We start from the raw sequence: 21,724 nt of genomic DNA, 5'->3' as shown, positions 1-21,724 counted from the left end.
CGAAGGGCGTCAGGCCGCGGAGCGCCAGATGCTGACCCGGTCCTTGCCCTCCTTTTTCGCCTGATAAAGGGCGTTGTCGGCGCGGGCGACCATGTCGTCCAAACATTGGTCGTCCTCATGCAGATCGGCGATGCCGAAACTGGCCTGCAATCTGGCGTCGGGCGCTTGCGGCAGCGACAGGCACCCGAACTCCACGCGGATGCGCTCCATCACCTCGGCGGCGGCGGTCGAATCGGTATCGACCAGCAGCAGCCCGAACTCGTCGCCTCCCAGCCGGCCCACGATGTCGCCCCGCCGCGTGGCGATCGACACCAGCCGCGCAAAGCCGCGCAGGGCCGCATCCCCCGCGATATGGCCGTAACTGTCATTGAGCGCCTTGAAGCCGTCCAGATCGCAGATGACGAGGGCCAGCGGACGGCCATGCCGCTTGGCATTGGCGATGGCGCGCATCGCCGCTTCCTCCAGCCCCAGCCGGTTGAGCACGTCCGTCAGGCCGTCGCGCTGCATCCTGCGCCGCAGTTCATGGGCCAGATCGCCCGCGACCACCAGCACCGCCGAAACGCATGTCCCCACATAGATGGACGGCAATCCCAGCGCCAATATCGCCCGGTAGCTGTCCATGTTCTCGCGGGGATGGCCCCAGTTCAGCGCCGCGCTCCCCACCAGACAGGCCTCAAAGGCGGCGAACAGCAGCAACAGCAGGAAAAAGGCCAGCTCGGGCGCGCTGAATCGGCGACCCCGCGGCCAGAGCCGAAGAGCGGAACAAAGCATCGCGATCCCCGCATAGGCCGGGCTGGCCATGCCCTCGAGCGGCGCGTTCTTCGTGAAGGCCGCATACACGCTCGCGAGGGCGCACGGCATGGCGGGCGCCAGCAGCCATTTGCACGGCACGCTCGCCCCCGCCCGTTGACAAACGCCCACGAAGGTAAGCGTCGCGCTCGCCATGATCGCCAGCGCCGCCATGCTGATCAGCAAGGGACTGCCGAACAACAATCCCGCGCCGTTCAGCACCCATTGGAGGACCGATATGCAATAGGCGACCGTCCAACTGAGCACATAGCGACGGCGCCCGAATTGCGACCACGCGATTCCCATCGCGATCGCCATGATCGCACTGGTGAAGAAAAGCAGGGAAAGGACAATGATGGCCGGGTTCACGAAACCGGCCATTAATATGCTTAATGCGTTATTACCAGCCGCAAGATTTGCCTTTATTCTGTTCTTTCAACCATTTCTGCAACGGTGAGAAATAAGCGAGCATCGCCTTGCCCGACATGTCCCGCTGTCCGGTGAAAACCTGCAATGCGTCGGGCCAGGGCTTTGACGCGCCCATTTCCAACATGGCGTTAAGTTTCTGCCCTACCGCCTTGTTCCCATAGAAGGAACAGCGGTGCAGCGGTCCTTTCCACCCCGCCTGTCGGCACGCCGCCTCATAGAATTGGAATTGAAGCACGCGCGCCAGGAAGTAGCGCGTATAGGGCGTATTGCCGGGAATATGATATTTGGCCCCGGCGTCGAACTTCGTCTCATCGCGGGACACGGGCGGGACCACGCCCTGATATTGCCGCCGCAGGTCGTTCCACGCCTCCTCATAGCGGCCAGGCGCGATCGACCCGTCGAACACGCCCCAGCGCCATTTGTCGATCAGCAGGCCAAAGGGCAGGAACGCCACCTTGTCCATCGCCTGCCGCAGCAGCAGCCCCATATCCTTGTCCGCGCCCGGCACCTTGGCGGGATCGAGCAGCCCGATCTTCACCAGATAATCCGGCGTGATCGACAGCGCGACGAAATCCCCGATGGCCTCGTGGAAGCCGTCATTGGCCCCGTTCAGATAGAGATAGGGATGGTGCTGATAGGCCCGTTGATAATAATTATGGCCCAGTTCGTGATGGATGGTCACGAAATCGTCGCTGTTGACCTTCGTGCACATCTTGATGCGGATGTCGTCCTTGTTGTCGAGGTCCCAGGCCGATGCGTGGCACACCACGTCCCGGTCGCGCGGCTTCACGATCTGCGACCGCTCCCAGAAACTCTGCGGCAACGGCTTGAAACCCAGAGAACTGTAGAAGCCCTCCCCCGCCTTCACCATCTTCACCGGATCATAGCCCTTGGCCATCAGCAGGTCGCCGATGTCGTAGCCCAGATCGCCCGCCCCCCTGGGCGCAACGATGTCATAGATATTGCCCCATTCCTGCGCCCACATATTGCCGAGCAGGTCGGCGCGGATCGGCCCGGTGGCGGGCTGCACCGCCTCGCCATATTTCTCGTTGAGCTTGGTCCGGGTATAGCAGTGAAGCTCGTCGTAAAGCGGCTTCACCTCCGCCCAGATCCTGTCGGTCAGCTTCGCGAAATCGTCGGCGGGCATGTCATATTGGGACCGCCACATCGCGCCCGTATCGGCAAAGCCCAGTTCCTTCGCGCCCGCATTGGCGATGGAAACCAGCTTCGTATAATCGCTCCGCATCGGCGCGCCGACATTGTCGTGCCAACTGACCCACATCTCCCTGAGTTCATCGGGATTGCGGTTGGTGCCCATCGCCGCCTCGATGTCGCTGCCGTTGATCGGCTGGCCCTGGAGCGTCCCCTTGCCCCGGCCATATTCCGATTGCAGCCTGGTCGAGAGCGCATTCAGCTCATCCGCCGCGCCCGGCGTCGTCGGCGCGGGCAGCGTCAGCGCCGTCCGCAGCATCGTCAGCCGCCGCTTCGTTTCCGCGCTCAGCCCCGGCGTATCGATGAACTGCGCGGCCTCCAGCGCATAATCCACCGTCATGCGCGTGTTGATCGCGCCGAAATAGGCGGCCAGCGCGTCGCTGTCGTCATTGATGTAGGTGGCGTTGATCCAGTCCGCGCGGCTCTGGATCAAGGACTGGTCGAACATCGCCTTTTCCGCCTTGTCCAGAAAGGCGTTGGCGTCGGCCGGCGTGGAGGCTTGCGCCCCGGCCGGGGAAATGACGAGCGCAGCCGCAAGCGCGGCCATGGAGGTGAGGATTTTCATGGAAACAGCCCCTTGCAGATGTCTCTATGGGGCCAAAGTGACTTAGGCAGGCGATACAGTCAAGCGGACAGGAAATCCGCCATCGCCTCCCCCAGCTCCCTGCGCGTGACGGCGCTCATATGGTTGCCGGGAATCTCGACGAAGCGCGCATCGGGCAGCAGGTCGACGATCGCTTCGGCCGATCCATTGTCATGGTCCTCCGCGCCGTTGATGACGACGGTAGGCTGCGCGATCGCCGCAATGGCATCGCGCGGCGTATCGACAAAGGTTTGCAGCACATGCAGCAACGCCTGCGGATCGCCTTTGGTGGTCTTGAGGAAAGCTTCGGTCATCCATTCGGACGACCCTCGCTCGAACGTGCCGGGATGGGTGAGCACATGCTCGAAATAGTCGCCTCGCCCCCTCGTGTGGCGCAGCCCTTCCAGTCCCATGCCCGAAAGGATCAGCCGGCGGGGAGCGGCTCCGTTCACCACCATCCGCACCGCCGTCCGCGCGCCCAGCGAATAGCCGCCCAGATCATAGTCGGAAAGGCCCAGCGCTGCGACCAGGGCCATCCCATCCTTCATCAGCGCATCGGGCGGATAGGAAGCGGCGTCATGCGGCTTCCCGCTATCGCCATGGCCGCGCAGGTCCGGCATGATGACCCGGAAGCCTCTCGCGGCCAGCTTTTCCGCATGGCCATAGCGGATCCAGTTCGTGTGGGCGTTGGAGAAATAGCCGTGGATCAGCACCACGTCCCGCCCCGCGCCCATCACATGCACCGCGATGGGCAGTCCGTCGAAGCTCTCGATCTCCAGCTTTTCGACCTGCGTCCCGCTCACATTTCCATCCTTTTCGGCATAGCGCGCTTCAACCCCGGCTGCTGCTAAAGCACATATTTGCTGAGGTCGGTATCCCGCGCGATGCTGCTCAATTGCCCTTCGACATAGGCCTGGTTGATCGTCAGCGTCTCGCCCTGCCGGTCCTCCGCCTCGAAGCTCACATCCTCCAGCAGCTTCTCCATCACGGTCTGGAGGCGGCGGGCGCCGATATTCTCGACCTCGCTGTTCACCTCCGCCGCGATGCGGGCGATGGCGCGGATGCCGTCCGGCGTCAGGTCGATGGTCACCCCCTCCGTCGCCAGCAAGGCGCGATATTGCGCGGCGAGGCTCGCCTTGGTGTCCGACAGGATCGCCACGAAGTCATCCTCGGTCAGCGCCTTCAACTCCACCCGGATCGGCAGACGGCCCTGCAACTCCGGCAGCAGGTCGCTGGGCTTGGCCACATGGAACGCCCCGCTCGCGATGAACAGGATATGATCCGTCTTGAGCGGCCCATATTTGGTCGAAACCGTCGTCCCTTCGATCAGCGGCAGCAGGTCGCGCTGCACGCCCTCGCGGCTCACCGATCCGCCGCGCACGTCGCTGACGGCGATCTTGTCGATCTCATCAAGAAAGACGATGCCGTTCTGCTCCGCGCTCGCGATGGCGACGCGAGCCACATCGTCCTGGTCCAGCCTTTTGTCCTGCTCTTCCTCGACCAGCTTGTCCCACGCGTCGGCGACGCGCATCTTGCGCCGTTTCTTCTGCTGCTGGCCAAAGGCTTTCGACATCATGTCGGACAGGTTGATCATGCCGACCTGACCGCCCATGCCGGGAATCTCCATCGGCATGGAGGGACTGTCGGAGACTTCCACCTCGACCTCGACATCGTTCATCTGGTCGCCCTCGATCCGCTGGCGGAAGGACAGCCGCGTGGCCTCGCTCGCTTCCTTGCCGGTGAGCGCGTCGAGCAGCCGGTTCATCGCCGCTTCGGACGCCGCCTCCCGCACCGCCTCGCGCCGCCGGTCGCGTTCCAGCCGCACCGCTTCCTCGACCAGATCGCGCACGATCTGTTCCACGTCGCGGCCTACATAGCCGACCTCGGTGAACTTGGTCGCCTCCACCTTGACGAAGGGCGCGTCGGCCAGCTTGGCGAGGCGGCGGCTGATCTCCGTCTTGCCGCAGCCCGTAGGGCCGATCATCAGGATGTTCTTGGGCGTCACCTCGTCGCGCAGGTCGGCGGGCAGGCGCTGCCGCCGCCAGCGGTTGCGCAGCGCCACGGCGACCGCGCGCTTGGCGTCCGCCTGTCCGATGATATGCGCGTCGAGCGCCGATACGATGGCTTTGGGGGTCAGGTTGTCGTTCATCATCTTTTCGTGAAATCCGCAGGAAAAAGGCAGGGGAGGCAAGCGGTCAGGCCGCGCTCGCCAGTTCCTCGATGGTCAGTTGATCGTTGGTGTAGACGCAGATGTCCGCCGCCACCGCCATCGCCTTGCGCGCGATGACTTCGGCGTCCTCCTCATAATCCACCAGCGCGCGGGCGGCCGCCAGCGCGTAATTCCCGCCCGACCCGATCGCCGCCACGCCGTTCAGCGGCTCCAGCACGTCGCCATTGCCGGTCAGGATCAACGTCACATCCTTGTCCGCGACGATCATCATCGCTTCCAGATTGCGCAGATATTTGTCCGTCCGCCAATCCTTCGCCAGTTCGACGGCGGCGCGCATCAACTGCCCGTTATGCCGCTCCAGCTTCGCCTCCAGCCGCTCGAACAAAGTGAAGGCATCTGCCGTCGCGCCCGCAAAACCGCCGATCACCGACCCGTCATGCAGGCGGCGCACCTTGCGGGCATTGGGCTTCATCACCGTCTGCCCCATGGAAACCTGTCCGTCGCCCGCGACGACGACTTTCCCGTTCTTGCGTACCGACATGATGGTGGTGCCATGCCAGACCGGCATGGAATTGCTGCGTTGGTCGTTCATGGCGCGGCATATGGGATGGACCGCGCGGCCATGCAAGCGCCGCCCGCCGTCCGTCCAAATGTGTCATTTCGGAGACAATCGCCCGCCGCGCTCTGGAACAACAGTTCCATCTCTGGCATTGTGCATCGCAGCAACAGGGAAAGGACGTGCATGTCCCTCAAGTCCAAAGCTCGCGAAAAGGTCGAGCGCGCGGGAATTTCCAACTATTCCTTCGATCAGGATGTGCTGGTGATGTGCGGCAACCGCTATACGGTGGAGGTTTGCGACTGCGGCGAGCCCGATTGCGACGGCGTCCGCCTGCTCAGGGACGCGTCCGTCCTCGCCGGACGCGTCCTCCAGTAATCGGACGTTGAGGGAGGTCAGTTGATGACCTTCTCACCGGCCCTGCCGACGGACTCGATATCCCGGCCAGCGCCCTTGACCGTATTGCAGGCGGCCAGAGCGGAAAGAAGAAGCCCCGCGATCATGAGGGCAGCGGTTTGACGCATGGGATAAGCACTCCTTTTTCGACAACCCCGCGACTATAGCGCGGAGAAGCGTGGCGCATAACCATTTTGTGCGGGGGGGCTGTTCCATCGGCTTGACAGGCCGCGCCGTGGGTGCCAATGGCGCACCTCCCTTAGCGGGCGCGTAGCTCAGCGGTAGAGCACACCCTTCACACGGGTGGGGTCACAGGTTCAATCCCTGTCGCGCCCACCATCCTTTATGGATGGTTTTCAATGGCTTAGGAAATTAAAGAAAATGGTGACGGATTGATGCCCCACCATATCCCCATCAAGCACCTTTAAAAACCGGGGTGAGCCTTGCCTATCTGGATTCGCTCCTGCCTAATTGTCTTCCGTCCAATTAAGTGAAGGTGGCGCCCCTCCCGGGGGGGGGGGTATGAATGACCTTGGCGGAGCGCACGTTCTCATAGGCCTCCGCCGCTACGGGAAAAAAATAGAAATTCATCCTTCTACAACAGCCCTAACCGCACCGGGCGAGAGGTGTCGACTAGGCGTCGACTAGGCGTCGAGTAGATGGTAGAATGCAGCGTGATGAATCAGCTATCACTTCTTGATCTACTCGATAGGCCTCCCATTGAGGCGTTATACAAGCCCGACCAGATTTATGAATCGGATGATCCATCGCTGTTCGCCAGACTGACTGAAGATGCCCGCTTTGATAGAAAGGCTGGGAACACAGACGCTCGCGTCTTTGCGAAGTACCTCTCCGCATTCGGCAATGGACCTAGCGTTGATGGCGGCGTTCTTGCAATCGGGGTAGAGAATGACGGAACGCTGTCCGGCTGTAAGCACCTCTCTCAAGATCAATTGAGCGGTGCCGAGAGCATGGGGCATACGTTCTGCCCTGATGGGCGCTTCGTGACCCGTAGATTGCACATAAAGAATAAGAAAGGGGAAGACGATTTCATCGTATTGGCACGAATAAATTACGTCGATGACAAGGTGGTCCAACTAACTGATGGCACGGCATACGAGAGGCTAGGGCAAGATTGTCGGAAGTTAACAGAAGAGAAGAAGCAAGAAAAACGAATCGATAAAGGCGAGCGCTCATTTGAGCAAGAACCTTGTGGTCTAATTTATCCTGATGACTTCGACATGAGTAAAATATCTCGGTTTTCGACGTTACTACGAAAGAACGTTGATTCCACACAGGATCATACGACCGAACAAATATTGCAATCGGCGCACCTTGCGCGAACTAAGGGTGGCGTATTAGTGTGCAACAATGCCTGTGCACTATTGTTTGCGCGTGATGTTCAAACCGTGTTCCCCGGGGCCTATGTCCACTTTTTACGATATGATGGGAACGAAGCTAAATCTGGAAAAGAATACAATGTCATCAAGGACCGGCTAATATCCGGCACGGTGATAGACGTCATAAAGGATACGGCTTCTCTAATCGATAATAACCTCCGCGAGTTTACAGAATTCAGAGAAGGTAAATTTTTAACTGTTCCTGAATATCCTCGCGATGCTTGGTACGAAATGCTCGTCAATGCCGTTGTTCATAGATCATATCACATTAAAAGTGCTCCTATTTTTGTTAGAATGTTTGACAACAGATTAGAAATTGAAAGCCCAGGTGGCTTCATGCCTCAAATAACCGCTGAAAATATTGTTGGGACGCATAGGCCGCGCAATTTATTCTTGATGCTTGCATTACGGGAATATGGGGAGGTCCGCTGCATAAGTGAAGGCACTAGGCGCATGGTTGCGGAAATGGAGAACGCAAGCCTTCCGCCGCCTGAATTTAAGCAAGAAAGAATGGGGTCACTTAGCGTATTATGTACACTGCGTAACAATGTCGCTGACAGGAGCAATTCATTAGACAGTGAAGCTTACATGCGGCTTGGGCAAGCGATTGCTTTTGGACTCACACCCGAAGAGCGGAAAATCGTGAACTTTGTAATGCAGCATGGCCGCATGAATGTCAGTGATGCGCTGAGAATCATGAAAACCACGCGCTGGCATACTGCCAAGAGGACTATGGATGGCTTAGTGGATCGAGGGGCACTCGACAGGCACGGAACCGGGAAAGCCCGCGATCCGCATTCCTACTACAGTCTACATCAGGGAGTTGGTCGTGAGTCCGAATGGTTGTGTGCGTCAAGTTCTGCAAATTGGCGGTCATGGTGCTGGTCATGCGGCTTTGCGTAGTTCGGTTTTCTTCTGCTCGCGCAGTTCGTCCATATTGAGGTAGCGGTTGGCTTCGAGCCAGTTTTCGTGGGTTTCGACGGCGAGTGCGCGGACCAGGCGCAGGCAGCTGGGGGCGTTGGGGAATATCCGCACGACATAGGTTCGCCGCCGGATTTCCTCATTGAAGCGTTCGAGCATGTTGGTGCTTTTCATGTGCTTGTGATGCCTGCGTGGCAGCCGGTAGAAGGAGAAGGTCTCCTCGATCGTCTCCTCGGCCCAGTCGGTGAGCCTGGGATATTTGGCGCTCCATCGGGCGAGCCACTGGGCGAGATCGGCGCGGGCCTCGGCGAGGTTGCGCCGGTCGTAGAGCCAGCGCAGTTCCTGCAGGCAGTCGTCGTCGGCCTTCCTTGGCAAGTGATCGAGCGCGTTCCTCAGGAAGTGCACGTAGCAGCGCTGGTATGCGGCGCCGGTCAGCACCTCGCGGATCGCCGCGCGCAGGCCGGCATGATCGTCGGCGACGACGAACTCGGTGCCATGCAGGCCCCGGTCACGCAGGCGCAGCAGGAAGTCCTTCCATGACGTGGCGCTCTCGCGATTGGCCATCTCCACGGCCAGTATCTGCCGCCTGCCGTCCCAGTCGATGCCGATCGCGATCAGCACCGCCTGGCTTCCAACCACGCCGCCTTCGCGCACTTTCTCGTAGCGGGCATCAAGGATCAGATAAGGGAACGGCTCGTCGAGGCGGCGCTGGGCAAAGGCCGCCAGGCTGCCATCGAGCTTCTTGTTGATCGCCGAGATCGTCGAGGCCGAGAAGGCATGGCCGCACAGCTCTTCGGTGATCGCCTTGACCTTGCGCGTCGAAACGCCCTGGACATACATCTCGGCCAGCGTCGCCACCAGCGCCTGCTCCGACCGCTGGTAGCGCTCGAACAGCTCGGTCGAGAAGCGCCCGGCACGGTCCTGCGGCACCCGCAGCTCCAGCTTGCCGACCCGCGTCACCAGCGTGCGCGGGTAATGCCCCGAACGGTAGCCGAGCCGCGCATCGCTGCGCTCGCTCTTGCCCGCGCCCAGCGCCTCGTCCATCTCGGCTTCCAGCATCGCCTGCATCACGCTGCGCACAATCTCGCGAAGCGCATCCGGCTCCTGCGCCAGCAACTCTTTGACAGCGGATACAGCAGGCTTAATCTCGGTCCTGGTCATGGCGGGTCTCCTCGGTGACGTTGAACATCACCAGCCTGCCATGACCGCCTCGCTCCTCAAGCGATTTTGCAGAACTTCACGCACACTACCGTCCGAATAAATCCCAACTCAAAAAGTTCAAGGAAGCCGGTCGAGAAGCCAGAGTGAGGTGGATCAGTTTAGTGAGTGCAGTGGCACTTGGCGGCTGCTCGTGTCATCGGTCGTGCAATTCTCCGCAAAAGTGGGCTTTGAAAATTCCCTAGTTGGTGGCCCCTTCATCTCATTCTGCCGGGGCTAGCCCCGGCAGAATGAGATGAGCCGACATTGTCCTCATCTCCTTTGCAGACGCGGAGACGGGGCCGATGATCCGACTTGGAGAATTGATGATGATCCTCGAACTACATCGGCAGGGCGTATCGATATCCGCCATTGCCCGACGCACTGGTCGCGATCCCAAGACCATCCGAAAATATATCGAACGGGGCATCGAGGCCCCGGTTTACGGCCCTCGCATGCTGGGTCGACCGAACAAACTGGCACCCTATCTGGAATTTTTGCGTGAGCGAGTGACGGCCTTTCCCGATCTGACTGCGGCGCGCCTGACGCGGGAAATCCGTGAGCTGGGATATATGGGCGCCTATACCGCGGTAAAGCGGTTCCTGGCAGCGATCCGGCCGGAAAACGGCCCCAAGCCCTTTGAGGTTCGGTTCGAGACGCCGCCTGGCGTGCAGGCACAGGTCGACTTTGCCCGGTTCGTCGTCGAATTTACCGATGAGCCCGGCGTCAGCCGGATCGTCTGGCTGTTCAGCCTGGTGCTGGGACATTCGCGCTTCCTGTTTGCGCGCTACGTCATGCATCAGGATCTCCAAAGCCTGTTGCGCTGTCATATGCAGGCCTTTGAAGCGCTCGGCGGCGTCCCGATCGAGATCCTCTACGATCGCATGAAAACCGCTGTGACCGGGGAAGATGATCAGGGCCACATCATCTACAATCGATCATTGCTGGCTCTGGCCGGGCATTATCGCTTCGTGCCGCGCGCCTGCCGTCCCTATCGGGCCAAGACCAAGGGAAAGGTCGAGCGGCCATTCAGCTATATCCGCAAGGACTTCTTCCTGGGCCGGAGCTTCCGCAATCTGGACGATCTCAATGTCCAGCTGATCGACTGGCTCGATACCGTCGCCAACGTCCGTGTCCACGGCACGACGCAGCGGATTATTGCTGAAGCCTTCGCCGCCGAGCAGCCTGAGTTGCAGCTGCTCCCGGCGGGCCGCTTTGACGCTGTTCTGAAGCTGGAGCGCCGCGTCAGCCACGATGGGATGGTCTCGGTCGGCGGCAATTACTACAGCGTTCCCGATCGCACCCGGCGCGTCGTCGAAATCCAGCAGTTACCCGACAAGATCCGGATCGTAGACCTGGGCCAGGTCATTGCCGAGCACCCGGTTCTTGAGGGGCGTCGGCAGTACAGGATCGATCCTGCGCATCGGACAGGCAGCAGCGGCGCCAAGCGCCGTATCCATGGCAAAGAGGTAATCGCCATCGGTCGTGTAGGCGAGCATGTCGCCGTGCGCTCCCTGGCCATCTATCAGGCGATCGGCAGCCAACTGGCGCGGGGAGACCGGCCATGAACCATGGGGGTGCCGCATCCCGCGTCGATAATATCCGCCGCAGCCTCGTCCATCTCAAAATGCCACGCGCCCTGGAGATGCTCGACGCCACCCTGCGCGGCATAGAGCAGGGCAAAATCGATGGCATCGAGGCCATCGACATATTGCTGAACGAAGAACTGTCGCTCCGGGAGAACCGCAGGATCAAGGCAGCCCTGCGCATGGCAAGGCTGCCGATCATCAAGACGCTGGACGGATATGACTTCTCCTTCCAGCCATCGCTCGACAGGAACCGCATCCTGGCGCTCGCTGGCCTGGACTTCATCAACCGGGCCGAGGTGGTGCATCTGCTGGGCCCGCCCGGTACCGGGAAAAGCCATATCGCCACGGCCCTTGCCGTCGAGGCCGTGAAGGCGGGCAAGAGCGTCTACTTCATCCCGCTCGCCGATCTGATCGCTTCACTGACCAAGGCTGAACGCGAGGGCACGTTGCGCGAGAAGATCCGCTTCCTATGCCGATCCTCCCTGCTCGTCGTCGACGAGATCGGGTATCTTCCCGTCACGCCCGGCGGCGGCAATCTCTTCTTCCAGCTCGTCAACGCCCGATACGAAAAGGGTGCCATGATCCTGACATCCAACCGCGGCTTCGCCGAATGGGGTGATGTCTTTGGCGATCCGGTGGTGGCCACCGCGCTGCTCGACCGCCTTCTTCACCACGCTGTGGTCATCCAGATCGAGGGCTCCAGCTATCGCATGCGACAGCACGCCGACCTCCTGCCCGAGCATGCGCGCATGGCACCGTCCATCAACCCGCCGCCCTTGCCGAAACGGCGCGGCCGCCCGCCAGCAAAGGAAAAGCCCGATCTCCATCACGGCTGATCACCGACACAAACCCTCCCGCCAAACTAGGGAATTTTAGATGCCCACTTTTGCGGAATCTTCGGTGCCCGTTGACAGCTCGGAGGCAACACCAACCTATACGCTCTATCGGAATTCACCTCTGGGTCCGGCTGATCGCGTTCATTGGGCAACATTTGATGCTGCTGACAAAGGGGCACCAGCCATCGACCCTAAACCCTACAATCAAGGCAACTGCGAATTTGCAGCAGAAATCCTAAACGAGAACATTCGTCGTCAAAGCGGTGGAGAAATGCCCGCCCATTTTTGGTGCGAAAAAGGCGCTTATCGGCCATAGGTTTAAAGTGCGTAATCGCCAAATCAAAGCGATTAGCGTTTGGGACGTTCACACGAATCTCAACCGTTGGTGTGTATCACTAACCCAGCCAGTCTCAATTCTCAAACCGCCATGCCGAGCCTCGATACGCTATCCATTCGTATAGGACTCGTGATGAGGGTCAGGCGCGACGGGAGATTGCAGGCGGAAGTCCTGTCGTCAGCAAGGCCACGTCGCATTTCAACGCGAGACAGAGGCGATAGAGAACGAGGAAGGTTATATTCCGCTCCCCTCGCTCGACTGCACCATAGTAGGATCGATCCACGCCCGCAACAAGGGCAAGTTGCTCTTGGCTCAGACCGATCCGCTTGCGCTGCGTCCTGATCCTTTTCCCCAATTCGTGAAGGATTGCCTCCTCGTCCATTTGACAGCTTAGGCCGCAAACGAGGCTTTTCAGTCCACGGGCTTTTATATCTCATTTTTAATTATTGATCGGTATGCAAGCAGCTTCTGATTATGAAAAGGCTGCTTCATGCTTGAAGGATCAAGGTTCGCGGAGCGCCGGACTCAATGGCAGCGAGGGCGAGCGCTATGATAATTTTCACATACCTTCTCACGGTGATGTTCACTGGCGTTCCAGCGATATTACGAGGTGAATTTTGGCTAGGTTTGGCGGGGCTAATCGCACCTTGCCTTGCGCTCATAGCTGGAGGTGGCATCAAGGAGAGTCTGAAGGTGCCCAATTACCCTGTTGTCGGGGCTACCGCTCTAGGCACGTTTCTCTTTGCACTATCAGCTTATTGGATAAACGCAGCGGGATGGTCGATCCGTATTGAGCGCCTTATCCTGCCGGGCGTTGCAGTTTGCTCTATCGGATTCCTGATCGGCTTGTTGTTCTACAAGTCATCCCAAAACTCACAAGCAATGTCCAAAGAAGTCGATTCTCCAGATGATAATTTTAATGACGCAAGTAAAAAGATGAAAGTTCTACGCCATGGATTAAGAGTATTTTCTGGATTATCTTGGATTATATTTGGATTATATTTTATATTTTTCAAATATAATTTCTCATTAATTTCAATTCTGTTTCCCATATACTTTATTATCGGAACAGGGTTCGTTGCGCTCATATTCGGAGAAATTCAATACATTTTTCAACGTGTTTTAGTCGGTGTCTGTAAGATAGTCTCAGAATATCCCTCTTCCCTAGGAGGTAAAATAATATCTCTCCTTTCACTTCTTTTAATTTCTATTGTAACTTTTATCATATTTTTAACATCATATTTCTTCTTACAGTTGATTCTATAAAATAGAATGCATCGTCTTCACATAAATTATAAAATGTAATTTTTTTTACATGAATCATTAAATATTTTAGATTATTTTCTCTGGCCATATTGAAACAGGGGCCGCCTGCTATGTGCGATGTACGGAAATGTAAAATTTGGATTGCCTGCTTTGCCATCGGGACAGGGCTATATCTCACAGCGGGAATAGATGATGCTTACGCTCAGATGAGCAGCACGAATTGTATGGCGATGGGAAGCGGCATGGTCCACTGCAACACTATGGACATGGGCGGCGCAAGCCAGTCCGATGACGGCTATGCCTTGGGCCAAGGGATCGGCGCTCTGATCGCTCGTGGCCGAGAAAACTCATTCCGTAAGAAGGTGGGGCAAATGTTGGCAAATGGCGATTGCGAAGGAGCGGCGCGCTTTGCCTTGGAAAAAGGACGACTGGAGTTAGGGGCCGACATTGCAAAATCGTGCAAGCCAGCCCCGCCAATGGCATCTGCCTATATCAACAAACCTCCGGCTGGTGGCAGCGCGGCACAACCTGCTTCCATTTCATCGGCTCAGCTAGAAAGCTACCTCCGCAATACCGCTGCTTCGATTCAAACCCCAGTTGCGATTGACGACGTTACAACCGTCTCAAGGGTTGAAGCCATTGGCAGTCAGCTACTCCTTACCGCGAATATCAGTAAGGAAGGAATGGGATTCACCGAAGATCAGCGTATTAGGCTGGTTAACAATATCTGTGCCTTTGACGGCTCGCAGCCGCTCATGCAAGCTGGGGCGTCCATCAGGATAGTGTATATCGGTAAGGATGGACGCCAGATTGGATCAGCCATGGCTACTAGGCAACAGTGTGGATTTTAGTTATTCGTTCCCTTATATGAAGATTTCTAAGTGGTAATTATATATTACTTATTTAATAATAGGATTAAATCCAATCATTTCCTTATAATGATAATTCATTGACTTTATAAGATTTTCTTTATCCTTCTGAGGAACTAAAAAGGAGTCATGGATCGGTAAGGCAACTATCCCCTGCTCTCGCAAATCAGTGATGATGGATAGAGCCAGATCAGAGTCCTTTCGTTGGAGCCGCAATCCCGCTCGCGAGCCAAAGGCCGATGCAATAGGAGTATGCTTTTCCAACAGCATCTTACGAACCTGCGGGCGAGAAAAATACGGTTTGAAGGAAAAGGATATTCGAGCGTTTTCCGGGCGGTTCTCCATATCACCATTCAACAATGTTTGGGTGATAGCCTTTAAGCCCTCTCGAAAATAACCCGGTGGAAGACCTTCTGCTTTTTCGCAATCCGACACTATACCTATCCAATAAGGGTCATCTGTATATTCTATGCGGTTCTCGTGATACAGCATACGGATAGCGCAACCGGAATAGTCACATTCGGCAACAGGTTCACCATTTATCGTTATCTTCTTCCTCAAATCTTTTGGCGCGTTGATCCACCATCCGCCATAGAGCCGCCCACCCTGTTCAAAGGAGGCATGGCAAAATTGGCGGTAAAGGTCTGTCTGGATCAATTCAGGCCTACAAATTCGTGGATCGGTTCGTTTCCTATCCTTGTTCAACCGCTTCACCCATTCGGTCTGCTCATCGGCTGACAAATCAAGGGCTATATCTTGCTGGGCGAGAAAGCCGTTATATGCCTCCAGCAGGACGGCCCAATGATTGGTATTAGCCGTTGGCTCGAAGTCGAGTAGTGGCGTTTCAAAATTGCCCCTACGGAGCCTCACAAGCCGCTCAGGAGGCAATCTGAGCGTCAGGCTTTGTTCTGTCACGCCATGCCCTTCAGCAACGCTGTAGAGCTTCTCTGTAGCCCTGTAGGTGGATGCCGTGCCCGGTTCTCCTTTCAAGGTTGTGAGCAAGCCCGCTTGCACTAACCCGCCTTATTCACCAAAAGTGTCCTGAAGGGTTGGCGGGAGTGGCGTAAGCCTCTGATCTGAATTAGGAACTGGGTGTCTAAGCCGAACCTGCCGCAGGGCAGAAAATGCCACGGGCCACACCCGCCATGAACGATGATATCGCAAGCTCATTTGGATTCCCAGCAGTCGGCCGCAAGAAAATCACAGCTGCGTTCGACGGTGGCCGGCTTACCTCGGATGGCGGTGTTCTACTGCTTGCACAGGCCGAGCGCGCGATGGGGATTTGCCAGCGCCTGGCGGCTTGTATTGCCGATCCGCGCGATCCAGCGCGGGTGATCCATCGCCTGGATGACATTCTGCGTGCCCGTGTGTTCGCGATTGCGTGCGGCTATGAGGATGCCGATGATCTCGATGCTCTGCGCGACGATCCAGGCTTCCGCCTGGCGCTCGGCAAGCTGCCGGAATCGGGCGCGGGGCTGGCCAGCCAACCGACGATGAGCCGGTGGGAAAATGCACCGACTACGCGCGAACTGGCCAGCATGATGGCCGCGATGATCGACATCTACTGCGCCAGCTATCCCGCCCCTCCGACAGCGGTCACGCTGGATATCGACGACACGTGCGACGTCGTGCATGGCTATCAACAGCTCTCGTTCTGGAACGGGCATCATGGGGAGCGCTGCTTCCTACCGATCCATATCTACGACACCGCGACCGGCAGGCCGGTGGCCATGCTGCTGCGCACAGGCAAGACGCCTTCTGGAAAGGAGGCGGCGGGGCACATCCGACGCCTGGTGCGTCACCTGCGCCGTAATTGGCCCGATACCCACATCACTATCCGCGGCGACGGGCACTATGGTCGACCCGAGGTCATGGCCTACTGCGATGCGGCCCGCGTCGATTACGTGTTCGGCCTGCCCACCAATTCAGCGCTGCGCGCCGATCCCGCCATTGTTGCGGTCGCCGATGCCTGCGCGGTCAAGCGCGCCCAGCGTCAGTGTCCCGTCCTGCGCAACTATGCCGAGACCCGCTATGGGGCAAAGACCTGGAAGTGCCAGCGTCGCGTCGTTGCACGGATCGAGGCCAGCACGCTGGGCATGGACATCCGCTATGTCGTCACCTCGTTGGCAACAGGATCGGCCGAGCACATCTACGACACGCTCTACTGCGCGCGTGGTCAGGCCGAGAACCTGATCAAGCGCCACAAGTCCCAGCTCGCCAGCGACCGAACCTCGTGCCGCTCGGCCAATGCCAATCAGATGCGCCTGATACTGCACACTGCCGCATACTGGCTGCTATGGCGCATCCAGCAGGCGATGCCCAGGACCGCTGCTCTGGCAAGCGCGGAGTTTACCACCTTGCGCCTGCGGCTGCTCAAGGTCGCTGCGCGCGTCGTAGAAAGTGCTAGCCGCATCCGCATTGCCTTCGCTTCCGCCTGTCCGGATGCCGACCTGTTCCGCGCCCTCGTTCTCCGGCTGAAGCCTGCGCCGACGTAGCCCATGCGGCAGCGCCGCAGAACTCCGAGCCCAGCCCTTCAACCCGAAAAGCCCATCAATCCGAATGCGGTGAAACAAACGCCAGCGATGCCGGTCGTCCGCGCAATACAGCCAGCCGCAGCAAATGCCCAGAGCGGACCCGAAACCGAGCGTCGTGAATAAGAGAGGCTAAGAGATCAACAGCGTGTCCGATCGCCCTGCCGTTCAACCATGACGGGCCAGTCCGATAGCTTTCCGTCCTACGCAGATAGGCAACGTATGGCGGACGCCTATGGAAATGGCAGCGCAATCCGTTGGCCAATATCTTGCGAACGAGAATCCAGTGATTGGACGCATCGACTGGACGGCGCTTTTTCCGCCTTTGCTCAATTGCAGCAATCAGAGCTATGATTTCGTTTGTGAGAACCGTTCCCTCTGGATCGCGAATATCCAAAGCGTCATCAAAGAATTTGCCGGTCGGAAGACGGAAAGGAACAGGATCACCCGATGCTGCCCCATCGCGGTGTTCAATATCCTTGCTGACGAATTTAGCGCAAGCGAGTGAACCCGTGGCGCGCCAAGAGGCGGCGTTGTCATGTTTCATGTTGATTGCTCCCCTTACGCTACAAGGCCCGCGATAAAAGCCTCGACTTCTTGAGCAACGTAACGAGGAGAAGAGCCTATGTAGCGTGGCTCAACGGTGAAGATATGTGGCAGGTCATGCGCCCGCTTATGTCGCTGTCCTCGAACCCACGACGGGGAAAGATTCAGAAGACGAGCAATATCCTTGTCGGTATAGAAAAACGCTTTCATTGTTGGAAGCAATCCACGGACGGCCAAATTCTGCTGTCGAGACTCCTTCTCGAACGCCGGACTGGCCGCTTGTAGGCTTTTGAACGGCCCACGTTAAAAGGAAGCGTTCCACTTCCTACCTTTGATTTATGTCGTCCTGCTCGGAAATCAACTGCCCGCCGCTAATTTTTTACCCCGCAAACTAACCCACACACCAAAGACTAGTCAAAAGCCGCCAATTCACGAGAATTTCCGGCCCTTACCTCATCTTCTTGGTCGTTGTCATTGTCCACTGGCTTAGCCTCCACCAAAGGAGCATTGAATATCCTTGCGGCATCAATGTCCCCAAGGTCCACCGCATAATGGCGAGCCAGCATTGCCGTTCCCGAATGGCCCAGCCGCCCGGCAACTGTCCGAGGATCGACGTTCCGCTGGATTAATATGGTGGCATGAGTCCGGCGCAAATCATGCAATCGCACATCCTGTAGGCCGGTCTTCTTCCAGAGACGGGCCAGAGAACGCTTGAGAGTGGTTAGGGATATGGGGAATAGTCGTTCGTCTCCCGGAAGGCGCTTCAACTCGCGAAGATCGGCAAGGATGGTTTCCATCTCCTTGGTGCAGGTAACGAAACGTGGCTTTCCTGTTTTGGTGTTGGCGACTTCCACCACTGTATGGCCTTCGCCCACTGCTCGCACTTCATTCCAAGTCAGATTGAGAATTTCGGCGCGCCGCATCCCAGAGTTGTATGCCCACACGACATAATGCCGGAGCCACCCCCTGATCTGGTGAGGTATCTTTTCCTTGTTCTCATCCTGCTCCTTCTCAATGCCTTCCGCTGTAGCAAGAATCTGCTTCCATTCCTTTTCTGTGATAAACCGTAACCGTGGCTCAACGCCTTTGATCCTGTCCGCTCTGTCAGATGGGTTGCGGTCGATCAGTCCATTGCGGACGGCATCATTCATGATAGCATTAAACACGTTCAATTGCCGTTGCACGGAAGCGGGCTTCAAACTGGCGCTCTGTCGTCCGATCCAGCGATTTACGTCGCCTACGGTGATGATATTGAGCGCCTTCTTCCCGAAAAAAGGATTCAGCGCAGAAATGATGTTGCCCTTGGTTACACCATAGCTTCTGAGTGTTGGCTTCTTTCGCTCAAGCCATTCCAAGGCATATTTGGCGAAAGTTTCAACTTCTGCGGCCTCCAGCGGCTCCCCGCGATCTGCCAAGCCTTGCAGGCGGTCACGTTCCGCCACAAGCTGCGGCCAAGCCCAGGACGACCTTTTGCCTAGCTTGTGCTCGACCGATCCACCGGCCGGAATAGAACGGCCCCGATATGTGCCACCACGCGGCAGCCTGATTTTTACCCATACCGTCGCGTTGGTCGCGCCTTTGAAAATGCCGATCCCCTCGCAATAGACAGGACGCTTGGTCATGCGACTTGGCAAGGAGGCTTCAAACTCTTCAAATTTGGCAAAGCGTCTGGGACGACCGATGGGACGCCTAGCATCTGTCATTATACATTCCTTTCTTCCGATCCTGACGACTTCAATGGGCTATTTTTCAGTGGGGAATCTGATATGAGAGATAAATCTTAGGCCAGAAAATGCCACGAAAATCTTCCCCACCTCATCCCCACCGGAAACCGGATTAAACCCATATAACGTATCAAATCACCGAAAACATTGAAATTTTTAAATTGACGCAAATCTGGGAACGCCAATAACGACAAAGGCGGAAGGTGACAGACGGCACTCTCCTTCACACGGGTGGGGTCACAGGTTCAATCCCTGTCGCGCCCACCATGTTCCGGCAGATCATGCTGCAACATGGCGGTATCCACGAAAACCGGAAAAGCGAGCGCGATGGCTCGCATCGCCCCACAGGCGCGGGACGATCGCGTCTTCGTCGTTCCGCCTGACCATGCCGCGCCGGCTTGAATCCGCCGGATCGCGCAGCCATGCCAGGCGCGCGCGGACATTCCGGCTTCCATCGCAAGCGTCCCGCCACCCATCCCGGTCCCGATGGACGGGCCTTATCCGCAATCATTTCGGGGCGGCGGAATAGCGGCGGCGGCGCAAGCGTATACCGCTCTATGAGCAGAGCATGTTCCTACGATCTCTACCGGCGGGATGACACGGCGCCGGATAACCAGCGCGTCGGCCGGGAGGCTTCCCTCGCCTGCAATCCGGGCATTCACCCGCGGGAACCGCTGGCCGGGCTGATCGCGGTCGTCGGCAGCGACGGATCGGGCAAATCGACTTTGACGGCCGATCTATTCACACATCTCTGTGACGGATTCGTGACTCACAGGGTCTATCTGGGGCAGGATTCGGGAAATATCCTGCGCGCCATTCTCGGCGTCCCGCTGCTGGGGCCGGTCATCGGCCGGTTCCTGGTCCGCAAGAGCCGGCGCGCCCATGCCGAAGGAGGCAAGCCGGCCGACCCCGATGCCTTGACCGCCATCGCCCTCTACCTCCTGTCGCGCTGGCGCCGCCGCAAATTCCGGCGGATGCTGGCGCTGCACCGCCAGGGCGGCGTCATCGTCACCGATCGCTACCCCCAGGCCGAGGCGGGAGGCTTCTATTTCGACGGGCCGGGGCTCTCCGTCACGCCAAAGGCGGGGGCCTTCGTCCGCTGGCTCGCCGCGCGCGAGCGGCGCCTCTACGAGGAAATGTCCGCCTATATCCCGACCCTTGTCATCAGGCTCAACGTCGACGCGGAAACCGCGCATGCCCGCAAGCCCGACCACAAGCTTGCCATGTTGCGCGACAAGGTCCGCGTGATCCCGACACTGGCCTTCAATGGGGCGTCCATCGTCGATCTCGACGGGGCGGCGCCCTATCCCGCGGTTCTGGAGGCCGCGCTGGCCGCAACCCACGCAGCCCTGACCACCGCCGCATCGAAGCGGCCCGCAACATCCCTAGAGCGTCGGCGACCACAGGTAACGACGATATAATCTGCCCGAGGAATATCATGAATCCGTTGAAACTGGCGCGTCAATCCCCTTCGCCGAGCCCCGCCACAGAAATCCATGCGCTCCGCATACCAGCCCGGTTGCCCGCCGCCGCCACATTGGCGGGCGTCGTCGCGGTCGTGGGGTGCGACGGCTCCGGGAAAACCCGGCTTGCGCGGGACCTCGCGTCAGGCCTGCGGCAACATCGATTGGCCGAGCGGCGCTATATGGGCCTCGTCTCGGGCGAGACCGGGGACAAGATCAAGCGATGGCCCTTCATCGGGCCCGCACTGGAACGCTATCTCGCGGCCAAGGTGCGCCGCGCGCAGGATATGAAGAAGAAACTGCCGGGCACGTTCACGGCGGGCGTGATGTATCTTTTCTCCTTGTGGCGCGTGCTGCAACTGCGCCGGCTGAAGGACCGGGCGCGGAGCGGCGTCCTCATGATCGCGGAGCGCTATCCCCAGGCCGAGATTCCCGGTTTCCACTATGACGGGCCCGGATTGTCCGTCGATCGCGGCAGGAACTGGGTCGTCCGCAAGCTCGCGGCGCAGGAGCAGAAGCTCTACGATCGGATGGCGGAGCAGAGGCCCGCGCTGGTCATCCGCCTCGTCATCGATGCGGACACGGCGCATGCGCGCAAATCCGATCACCCGCTGGCCGAACTGCGGGACAAGGCCCAATCCCTGCCTCGCATAAAATATAATGGAGCCCGGATCGTCGAGATCGATGCCACGCGCCCATATGAGGAGGTTCTGGCGACCGCGTTGCGCGCCATAGAAAAGGCAGTTCCGGCCCCATCGCAACCATGAATGACAGGATATAGGCTGGGCCTGGCGGTTCGTTTTCGGGCAAAGCAAATCGCCATCGCCAGCTTCCAGCCATTTCCCTATAGCCGCTGGCGCCACAACCCTCGCAATGTCCGGGACTGCATGTCTTCCGATACGATTTCTTC

Annotated in this window: 22 protein-coding genes and 1 tRNA gene; 11 read left to right on the top strand and 12 right to left on the bottom strand. The window is 58.4% G+C overall.

The window, feature by feature from the left end; genetic code table 11:
- Positions 1-9: 9 nt before the first annotated feature.
- The 5 genes from SCLO_RS04055 to hslV form a co-directional block, all read right to left on the bottom strand.
- The gene (locus SCLO_RS04055; RefSeq protein WP_231923345.1) at positions 10-1,170 is read right to left on the bottom strand and encodes a GGDEF domain-containing protein; all 1,161 of its coding nucleotides are present in this window, start codon (positions 1,168-1,170) and stop codon (positions 10-12) included.
- A gap of 19 nt (positions 1,171-1,189) precedes the next feature.
- On the bottom strand, positions 1,190-2,995 hold the full coding sequence (locus SCLO_RS04050; RefSeq protein ID WP_066513939.1) for a M2 family metallopeptidase: 1,806 nt from the start codon (positions 2,993-2,995) through the stop codon (positions 1,190-1,192).
- A 59-nt stretch (positions 2,996-3,054) separates the two neighbouring features.
- A complete protein-coding gene (locus tag SCLO_RS04045) occupies positions 3,055-3,747 on the bottom strand; it encodes an alpha/beta fold hydrolase (RefSeq protein WP_407695323.1) in 693 nt (230 codons plus the stop codon).
- Positions 3,748-3,860: 113 nt separating this feature from the next.
- Positions 3,861-5,162 carry an ATP-dependent protease ATPase subunit HslU gene (gene hslU / locus SCLO_RS04040; RefSeq protein ID WP_066514278.1) on the bottom strand — a complete coding sequence of 434 codons (1,302 nt, stop codon included), beginning with the start codon at positions 5,160-5,162 and terminating at the stop codon, positions 3,861-3,863.
- A gap of 46 nt (positions 5,163-5,208) precedes the next feature.
- The gene (hslV, locus tag SCLO_RS04035) at positions 5,209-5,775 is read right to left on the bottom strand and encodes an ATP-dependent protease subunit HslV (RefSeq protein ID WP_066514276.1); all 567 of its coding nucleotides are present in this window, start codon (positions 5,773-5,775) and stop codon (positions 5,209-5,211) included.
- A 150-nt stretch (positions 5,776-5,925) separates the two neighbouring features.
- Between hslV and SCLO_RS04030 the strand changes: the two genes are divergently transcribed.
- Positions 5,926-6,117 carry a hypothetical protein gene (locus SCLO_RS04030; protein WP_066513935.1) on the top strand — a complete coding sequence of 64 codons (192 nt, stop codon included), beginning with the start codon at positions 5,926-5,928 and terminating at the stop codon, positions 6,115-6,117.
- A gap of 17 nt (positions 6,118-6,134) precedes the next feature.
- Here SCLO_RS04030 and SCLO_RS04025 read toward each other — a convergent pair whose 3' ends face one another.
- Positions 6,135-6,263, bottom strand: coding sequence for an entericidin A/B family lipoprotein (locus tag SCLO_RS04025; RefSeq protein ID WP_066513934.1), 129 nt, complete (start codon positions 6,261-6,263; stop codon positions 6,135-6,137).
- Positions 6,264-6,399: 136 nt separating this feature from the next.
- Between SCLO_RS04025 and SCLO_RS04020 the strand changes: the two genes are divergently transcribed.
- Together SCLO_RS04020 and SCLO_RS04015 are read left to right on the top strand one after the other, a co-directional pair.
- A tRNA-Val gene (locus SCLO_RS04020) sits at positions 6,400-6,474 on the top strand.
- A gap of 320 nt (positions 6,475-6,794) precedes the next feature.
- Positions 6,795-8,438, top strand: a complete 1,644-nt coding sequence (locus tag SCLO_RS04015; RefSeq protein ID WP_083948973.1) for an ATP-binding protein — start codon at positions 6,795-6,797, stop codon at positions 8,436-8,438.
- Here the strand turns inward: SCLO_RS04015 and SCLO_RS04010 are convergent.
- Positions 8,421-9,617 carry an IS256 family transposase gene (locus SCLO_RS04010; RefSeq protein WP_007684572.1) on the bottom strand — a complete coding sequence of 399 codons (1,197 nt, stop codon included), beginning with the start codon at positions 9,615-9,617 and terminating at the stop codon, positions 8,421-8,423. The two genes, SCLO_RS04015 and SCLO_RS04010, sit on opposite strands and share 18 nt — an antisense overlap.
- Before the next feature lie 341 nt (positions 9,618-9,958).
- On the opposite strand from SCLO_RS04010, the gene istA reads away from it, so the two are divergent.
- From istA to SCLO_RS22830, 3 genes are read left to right on the top strand one after another with little or no spacing between them, the layout of a single operon-like run.
- Positions 9,959-11,221 carry an IS21 family transposase gene (gene istA / locus SCLO_RS04005; RefSeq protein ID WP_096362064.1) on the top strand — a complete coding sequence of 421 codons (1,263 nt, stop codon included), beginning with the start codon at positions 9,959-9,961 and terminating at the stop codon, positions 11,219-11,221.
- Entirely contained in the window at positions 11,218-12,078 is an 861-nt protein-coding gene (gene istB / locus SCLO_RS04000) for an IS21-like element helper ATPase IstB (protein ID WP_066522470.1), read from the top strand. Before istA ends, istB begins: the two co-directional genes overlap by 4 nt.
- A 40-nt stretch (positions 12,079-12,118) precedes the next feature.
- On the top strand, positions 12,119-12,394 hold the full coding sequence (locus tag SCLO_RS22830) for a hypothetical protein (RefSeq protein ID WP_123905444.1): 276 nt from the start codon (positions 12,119-12,121) through the stop codon (positions 12,392-12,394).
- A gap of 160 nt (positions 12,395-12,554) precedes the next feature.
- Here the strand turns inward: SCLO_RS22830 and SCLO_RS03995 are convergent, their stop codons facing one another.
- On the bottom strand, positions 12,555-12,797 hold the full coding sequence (locus tag SCLO_RS03995; protein WP_066522410.1) for a helix-turn-helix domain-containing protein: 243 nt from the start codon (positions 12,795-12,797) through the stop codon (positions 12,555-12,557).
- Between the two features lie 197 nt (positions 12,798-12,994).
- Between SCLO_RS03995 and SCLO_RS22825 the strand changes: the two genes are divergently transcribed.
- Positions 12,995-13,681, top strand: coding sequence for a hypothetical protein (locus SCLO_RS22825; RefSeq protein WP_145980664.1), 687 nt, complete (start codon positions 12,995-12,997; stop codon positions 13,679-13,681).
- Positions 13,682-13,887: 206 nt separating this feature from the next.
- A complete protein-coding gene (locus SCLO_RS03990; RefSeq protein WP_123905442.1) occupies positions 13,888-14,532 on the top strand; it encodes a hypothetical protein in 645 nt (214 codons plus the stop codon).
- 48 nt (positions 14,533-14,580) lie between these two features.
- On the opposite strand, the gene SCLO_RS22820 is transcribed toward SCLO_RS03990, so the two are convergent.
- Positions 14,581-15,564: a hypothetical protein gene (locus tag SCLO_RS22820; RefSeq protein ID WP_123905441.1), complete on the bottom strand. Its 984-nt coding sequence runs from the start codon at positions 15,562-15,564 to the stop codon at positions 14,581-14,583.
- 131 nt (positions 15,565-15,695) lie between these two features.
- Here SCLO_RS22820 and SCLO_RS03985 point away from each other — a divergent pair, with 131 nt between their 5' ends.
- Positions 15,696-17,045: an IS1380-like element ISSp1 family transposase gene (locus SCLO_RS03985; protein WP_013039775.1), complete on the top strand. Its 1,350-nt coding sequence runs from the start codon at positions 15,696-15,698 to the stop codon at positions 17,043-17,045.
- Positions 17,046-17,100: 55 nt separating this feature from the next.
- On the opposite strand, the gene SCLO_RS23580 is transcribed toward SCLO_RS03985, so the two are convergent.
- The 3 genes from SCLO_RS23580 to SCLO_RS03960 form a co-directional block, all read right to left on the bottom strand.
- A complete protein-coding gene (locus tag SCLO_RS23580) occupies positions 17,101-17,628 on the bottom strand; it encodes a hypothetical protein (RefSeq protein WP_179948862.1) in 528 nt (175 codons plus the stop codon).
- Positions 17,629-18,037: 409 nt separating this feature from the next.
- A complete protein-coding gene (locus SCLO_RS03965) occupies positions 18,038-19,249 on the bottom strand; it encodes a tyrosine-type recombinase/integrase (protein WP_066521248.1) in 1,212 nt (403 codons plus the stop codon).
- A 347-nt stretch (positions 19,250-19,596) separates the two neighbouring features.
- Complete coding sequence (locus SCLO_RS03960; protein WP_123905440.1) at positions 19,597-19,794, bottom strand: hypothetical protein; 198 nt, start codon at positions 19,792-19,794, stop codon at positions 19,597-19,599.
- A gap of 114 nt (positions 19,795-19,908) precedes the next feature.
- Between SCLO_RS03960 and SCLO_RS03955 the strand changes: the two genes are divergently transcribed.
- Both SCLO_RS03955 and SCLO_RS03950 read left to right on the top strand, forming a co-directional pair.
- A complete protein-coding gene (locus SCLO_RS03955; protein WP_174521990.1) occupies positions 19,909-20,772 on the top strand; it encodes a nucleoside/nucleotide kinase family protein in 864 nt (287 codons plus the stop codon).
- 17 nt (positions 20,773-20,789) lie between these two features.
- Complete coding sequence (locus tag SCLO_RS03950; RefSeq protein WP_217998861.1) at positions 20,790-21,581, top strand: nucleoside/nucleotide kinase family protein; 792 nt, start codon at positions 20,790-20,792, stop codon at positions 21,579-21,581.
- Positions 21,582-21,724: the final 143 nt, after the last annotated feature.

Source organism: Sphingobium cloacae (assembly GCF_002355855.1).
In the GTDB taxonomy this organism is placed as follows: domain Bacteria; phylum Pseudomonadota; class Alphaproteobacteria; order Sphingomonadales; family Sphingomonadaceae; genus Sphingobium; species Sphingobium cloacae.
This window is presented reverse-complemented; position numbering and strand designations above follow the sequence as displayed.

Bases quoted from the DNA above. Each gene is read 5' to 3' on its own strand.
- SCLO_RS04055 (WP_231923345.1), bottom strand. From the start codon at position 1,170: ATGGCCGGTTTCGTGAACCCGGCCATCATTGTCCTTTCCCTGCTTTTC.
- SCLO_RS04050 (WP_066513939.1), bottom strand. From the start codon at position 2,995: ATGAAAATCCTCACCTCCATGGCCGCGCTTGCGGCTGCGCTCGTCATT.
- SCLO_RS04045 (WP_407695323.1), bottom strand. From the start codon at position 3,747: ATGGGCGCGGGGCGGGACGTGGTGCTGATCCACGGCTATTTCTCCAAC.
- hslU (WP_066514278.1), bottom strand. From the start codon at position 5,162: ATGAACGACAACCTGACCCCCAAAGCCATCGTATCGGCGCTCGACGCG.
- hslV (WP_066514276.1), bottom strand. From the start codon at position 5,775: ATGAACGACCAACGCAGCAATTCCATGCCGGTCTGGCATGGCACCACC.
- SCLO_RS04030 (WP_066513935.1), top strand. From the start codon at position 5,926: ATGTCCCTCAAGTCCAAAGCTCGCGAAAAGGTCGAGCGCGCGGGAATT.
- SCLO_RS04025 (WP_066513934.1), bottom strand. From the start codon at position 6,263: ATGCGTCAAACCGCTGCCCTCATGATCGCGGGGCTTCTTCTTTCCGCT.
- SCLO_RS04015 (WP_083948973.1), top strand. From the start codon at position 6,795: ATGGTAGAATGCAGCGTGATGAATCAGCTATCACTTCTTGATCTACTC.
- SCLO_RS04010 (WP_007684572.1), bottom strand. From the start codon at position 9,617: ATGACCAGGACCGAGATTAAGCCTGCTGTATCCGCTGTCAAAGAGTTG.
- istA (WP_096362064.1), top strand. From the start codon at position 9,959: ATGATCCGACTTGGAGAATTGATGATGATCCTCGAACTACATCGGCAG.
- istB (WP_066522470.1), top strand. From the start codon at position 11,218: ATGAACCATGGGGGTGCCGCATCCCGCGTCGATAATATCCGCCGCAGC.
- SCLO_RS22830 (WP_123905444.1), top strand. From the start codon at position 12,119: ATGCCCACTTTTGCGGAATCTTCGGTGCCCGTTGACAGCTCGGAGGCA.
- SCLO_RS03995 (WP_066522410.1), bottom strand. From the start codon at position 12,797: ATGGACGAGGAGGCAATCCTTCACGAATTGGGGAAAAGGATCAGGACG.
- SCLO_RS22825 (WP_145980664.1), top strand. From the start codon at position 12,995: ATGTTCACTGGCGTTCCAGCGATATTACGAGGTGAATTTTGGCTAGGT.
- SCLO_RS03990 (WP_123905442.1), top strand. From the start codon at position 13,888: ATGAGCAGCACGAATTGTATGGCGATGGGAAGCGGCATGGTCCACTGC.
- SCLO_RS03985 (WP_013039775.1), top strand. From the start codon at position 15,696: ATGAACGATGATATCGCAAGCTCATTTGGATTCCCAGCAGTCGGCCGC.
- SCLO_RS23580 (WP_179948862.1), bottom strand. From the start codon at position 17,628: ATGAAACATGACAACGCCGCCTCTTGGCGCGCCACGGGTTCACTCGCT.
- SCLO_RS03965 (WP_066521248.1), bottom strand. From the start codon at position 19,249: ATGACCAAGCGTCCTGTCTATTGCGAGGGGATCGGCATTTTCAAAGGC.
- SCLO_RS03960 (WP_123905440.1), bottom strand. From the start codon at position 19,794: ATGTCCGCGCGCGCCTGGCATGGCTGCGCGATCCGGCGGATTCAAGCC.
- SCLO_RS03955 (WP_174521990.1), top strand. From the start codon at position 19,909: ATGAGCAGAGCATGTTCCTACGATCTCTACCGGCGGGATGACACGGCG.
- SCLO_RS03950 (WP_217998861.1), top strand. From the start codon at position 20,790: ATGAATCCGTTGAAACTGGCGCGTCAATCCCCTTCGCCGAGCCCCGCC.